This is a genomic window from Shewanella sp. T24-MNA-CIBAN-0130, from assembly GCF_040310185.1.
GTDB classification, from domain to species: domain Bacteria; phylum Pseudomonadota; class Gammaproteobacteria; order Enterobacterales; family Shewanellaceae; genus Shewanella; species Shewanella psychromarinicola.
This window is the reverse complement of sequence record NZ_JBEOPP010000441.1, coordinates 1-252: the sequence shown is the minus strand read 5'-3', so window position 1 is coordinate 252 and position 252 is coordinate 1. Positions and strand designations below refer to the sequence as shown.

Annotated in this window: 1 protein-coding gene; it reads right to left on the bottom strand. The window is 45.2% G+C overall.

The annotated features are described in order from the left end of the window. Positions 1-252 (bottom strand): YHYH protein (locus AAEZ02_RS23045; protein WP_351125483.1); only part of this gene is annotated, 252 nt, incomplete at both ends.

The window sequence follows — 252 nt, the reverse complement described above, 5'->3', positions numbered from 1 at the left end:
ACTTGTGACTGTAGATGGGTTGGTGCAAGATGATAGTGGTAATCATCAGCGCGTCCAGAATGCCCACCCCAATTGTCTAATTCTCCGACAGCTTTGGCGTCCTCACCACGATTGTTTAATGGGTTGAATATAGGAATGCCATTAGCTGCAATAGCGATTGCCCCTTTCATAAAATTGTCTTGGGCCATCAAAGGCTCATCAGCAAGCTCAGGCTGTAAGGGAATGACCCAACTGTTATCATCAGTATAATCA